The organism is Streptomyces sp. NPDC057654 (assembly GCF_042800135.1).
Lineage (GTDB): Bacteria > Actinomycetota > Actinomycetes > Streptomycetales > Streptomycetaceae > Streptomyces.
In genome coordinates this window covers 1-3,869 of the sequence record NZ_JBHVHQ010000820.1, presented here as the reverse complement: position 1 = coordinate 3,869, position 3,869 = coordinate 1, and the positions used below count along the sequence as shown (strand labels likewise).

The window sequence follows — 3,869 nt, the reverse complement described above, 5'->3', positions numbered from 1 at the left end:
CCGTACGACCGTACGATCGCGCGTGCGACACGGCCTCGTACCGTCGCGCATGCGGTACGGGCGTACGTACGCCCGTACCGACGCTGCGAGCGGCGCGGCCCCGGCGGGCTCAGGTCGAAGTTCGCCAGGGAGGCACGAGATCAGAAAGGCACAGGATCGGAAAGGCACGCGGCCAGGAACGCACGCGGTCAGGAAGGCACGCGGTCAGGAAGAGATCGAGGTGTCGCGCTCGTGGTACGAGAGGCGCGTGTGCTCCGTGTGGGTGCGCATGATCTCGGTCGCCTTCTGCTCGTCGCGGGCGGTGATCGCGGCGATCAGTTCCCGGTGCTCGATCCACGACTGCTTGCCGCGCTGCCGCGCGATCGGCCTGTAGTACCAGCGGACACGGCGGCCGACCTGCCCGGCCAGCTCGGTGAGCACGGCGTTTCCGGCCAGCTCCATGACCTTGGCGTGGAACTCGGCGTTGGCGGCGACGGCCGCCTCGACGTCGTCCTCACGCACCGCTCCCTCGCCCTGCGCGCACAGGGTCTCCAGCTCCGAGATGCCGGCGGAGGTGGCGTTCGCCGCGGCGAGCCTGGCGGCTTCGGCCTCCAGCAGCGTACGGACGGAGAGCAGCTGGTCGGCCTCTTCCTCGGTGGGCTCGTGGACGAAGGCGCCCTGTGCCGGGCGCAGGTCGATCCAGCCCTCGGTGTTGAGCCGCTGGAGCGCCTCGCGCACGGGCTGCCGGGAGACGCCGAGGTGGCCGGCGAGCTCGCTCTCCACGAGGTGCTGACCGGGCTGTAGGGCGCGCGTGGTGATCAGGTCGAGCAACGCCTCGTACACCCGCTCGCGCAGTGGTCCGGGGCGTTCGAGTTTCGGTACCGATCCCTGTGGCAGTCCGGCGGACAGCATCGGGCCCCTCCGTTGGTTTCTGTCTACGGTCTACGGCGAACTTTAGACGGCTGAGCGGCACGTCTCGCAAGAAAGTTCGAGCATGCTCCGCGCGCCACGCAACTCGTATGGAATACTGTAGACAATATTCCGCTGTATGGAGAGTGAATCCGCGTTTTCGACGCCTTTTCCACGCTATTCACGTGGTACGGACCGCGCGTCCGCTCTTCCTATACGTACAGGACAATGGACGTGCCGGGGGCCACCCCGGACGGTACACGCTGCATCGGACGGACGGGACTGATCGACATGGGACGGGTCACCGCGCGGCGCCGCGTCATCCGCATTCGCGACGGAGCCGTGAGCGCGCGTCCGGACACGCTCGTCATGGAGGAGCCGCTGGAGATCCGGCTGAACGGAAAACCGCTGGCCATCACGATGCGCACGCCCGGCGACGACTTCGCGCTGGCGGCGGGCTTCCTGGTGAGCGAGGGCGTTCTCGGCAGCGCGGACGAGCTGGCGAACATCGTCTACTGCGCGGGGGCGACCGAGGACGGGTCCAACACGTACAACGTGGTGGACGTGCGGCTCGCGCCCGGCGTCCCGGTCCCCGACATCACCCTGGAACGCAACGTCTACACCACCTCGTCATGCGGCCTGTGCGGCAAGGCGAGCCTGGACGCCGTACGGACCACGACGCGCTGGGAGATCGCCGACGCGCTGCCGGTCCGCATCGAACCGGAGCTGCTGGCCGCCCTCCCCGACCGGTTGCGCGCGTCGCAGCGCGTCTTCGACCGGACCGGGGGGCTGCACGCCGCGGCGCTCTTCACCCCCGACGGCGAACTCATCGACGTGCGTGAGGACGTGGGCCGCCACAACGCCGTCGACAAGCTCGTCGGCCGCGCCCTTCAGCAGGGGCGGCTGCCGCTCTCCGACGCGATCCTTCTGGTGTCCGGGCGGGCGTCCTTCGAGCTGGCGCAGAAGGCGGTGATGGCCGGCATCCCCGTGCTCGCGGCCGTCTCCGCCCCCTCCTCCCTCGCCGTCGACCTCGCCGCGGAGACGGGGCTGACCCTGGTCGGCTTCCTCCGGGGCTCCTCCATGAACGTGTACGCGGGCGACCACCGGATCGCGCTGCACGCGGAGGCCGGGAGGGGCTGACCTCGGGCGGGGTGGGCGACTGCGTGCCCGCCCTGCCGCCCCCCGTCCCGCACCCCTCCGTCCCGTGCCTCTCTGTTCCGCACCCCTCCGTCCCGCACCCTTCCATCCCGCACCTCTCCGTTCCGCACCCCTTCTATTCCCCGGCGGCGTCCGCCTCGGGTTCGACCACGCGGGCGAGCAGCGCCAGGAGCAGTTCGCGCTCGGTGACCGAGAGCGGGGCGAGGAGCTCCTCGTTGGCCTCGTCGCCCAGCCTGGCGAGCCGGATCAGGCGGCGGCTGCCCGCCGGGGTGATGGCGATGGCGTTCTTGCGGCGGTCCTTCGGGTCCGGTGCCCGAGTGACGAGCCCCGCCGCCTCCAGGTCGTTGAGGAATCCGACCATGTCCTTGGGATCGAAGCCCGTCGAGCGCCCCAGTTCCGCCTGGGCCACGGGCCCCAGGTCGGCGACGGCGGAGAGCACGGCATGGTGCGGCATGCGCAGTCCGTCCTGCGCGAGGGCCTCGCTCACCAGTCGGCGGCCGCGGGCGGCGGCGCGGTTGAGGAGCCAGCTCGGCAGGGCTTGGATCCGCGCGAGGGCGGCTGGGTTCTCGGCCATGGGAAAACTCTATCGAAAAAACATTGGGCTTCCCAATGAAAGCGTGTATCGTTGGGGCTCCCAACGATGGCGATGGCAGCGGGAGGTGGGACGTGCGACGCGTCCGGTATTACGAGAACGGCGGCCCCGAGGTCCTGCGCGTCGAGGAGGCCCCGATGCCCGTCCCCGGCCCCGGTGAGCTGCTGCTGCGCACGGAGGCGATCGGCGTCACGCTGCCCGTCGTACGGAAGGTGCGCGAGGGCGGGCAGCCGCTGCCCGCTTGCCTAGGCGGCGAGGTGGCCGGGGAGGTCGTCGCGCTCGGCCCGGACGTCACCGGCTTCTCCCTGGGCGACCGGGTCACCGGCCTCTGCTTCGGCGACGGCTACGCGGACCGGGCACTCCTCAGTACCGCCATGGCGTCGCACATACCGGACGGCGCGAGCGCGGCCGACGCCGTCGCGCTCGTACGGTCCGGGCTCGTCGCCCTCGGCGCGTACGAGGCCGCGCGGCCCTCGGCGGGCGAGTCGGTGCTGGTCACCGGGGCGGCGAGCGGGGTGGGGCACCTCGCCGTGCAGCTCGCCAGGGCGCGGGGCGCGGGTCGTGTCGTGGCCGCGGCGAGTTCACCGGAGAAGGCGGCGTTCCTGAAGGAGCTGGGGGCCGACGAAGTGGTGGCGTACGAGGAAGAGTCCTGGGGCGAGCCGGTGGACATCGTGCTGGACTCCGTCGGCGGGGAGCTGCTCCCCCGCGCCGTCGCCGCCCTCGCGCCGGGCGGCCGGCTCGTGGCGTTCAGCTCGGGAGGTGGGCCATCCAGGCGTACGACCTCCTCGTGGGGGCTAAATCCGCCATCGGCTTCCAGCTCGGGCTGATAGCCCGTGAGCGGCCGCGACTGTACGAGCGGTGGCGCGCGGAGCTGTGGCGGCTGTTCGCCGAAGGGGCGCTGCGACCGGCGGTCCACGCCGAACTGCCCCTGGTGCAGGCCGCGGCGGCCCACGCGATCATCGAGACGCGCGCCAATCTCGGCAAGGTGATCCTGCATACCGGGTGACTCCCGGCCAGGTGACGCGCGGTTCTTGTGGGTGCGAAGGGGCGGAGATTACGTTCTGCGCACCGCACATGGGACATGGGACGTTGGACCTCCAGTTGTCGTGAAGGGCGCACCATGGATTCGAGTCTTCGTGCACTGCACCGACATGTCGTCAGCAGACGCCTCATCAGCGGACACCTCATCAGCAAACACACCGTCAGGCGGTGGGTGCGGCGGGCCATGACC

At 70.8% G+C, this 3,869-nt stretch carries 3 protein-coding genes and 1 pseudogene; 2 read left to right on the top strand and 2 right to left on the bottom strand.

Annotation, left to right across the window (positions count from 1 at the left end; translation table 11 throughout):
* Positions 1-204: 204 nt before the first annotated feature.
* On the bottom strand, positions 205-891 hold the full coding sequence (locus tag ACFU99_RS36485) for a GntR family transcriptional regulator (RefSeq protein WP_384400789.1): 687 nt from the start codon (positions 889-891) through the stop codon (positions 205-207).
* A 288-nt stretch (positions 892-1,179) separates the two neighbouring features.
* Between ACFU99_RS36485 and fdhD the strand changes: the two genes are divergently transcribed.
* Positions 1,180-2,028 carry a formate dehydrogenase accessory sulfurtransferase FdhD gene (gene fdhD, locus ACFU99_RS36480; RefSeq protein ID WP_384400786.1) on the top strand — a complete coding sequence of 283 codons (849 nt, stop codon included), beginning with the start codon at positions 1,180-1,182 and terminating at the stop codon, positions 2,026-2,028.
* Positions 2,029-2,161: 133 nt separating this feature from the next.
* On the opposite strand, the gene ACFU99_RS36475 is transcribed toward fdhD, so the two are convergent.
* Positions 2,162-2,620, bottom strand: a complete 459-nt coding sequence (locus ACFU99_RS36475; RefSeq protein WP_384400783.1) for a MarR family winged helix-turn-helix transcriptional regulator — start codon at positions 2,618-2,620, stop codon at positions 2,162-2,164.
* A gap of 92 nt (positions 2,621-2,712) precedes the next feature.
* On the opposite strand from ACFU99_RS36475, the pseudogene ACFU99_RS36470 reads away from it, so the two are divergent.
* Positions 2,713-3,644, top strand: a pseudogene (locus ACFU99_RS36470) (zinc-binding alcohol dehydrogenase family protein).
* The last annotated feature ends 225 nt before the right edge of the window (positions 3,645-3,869 follow it).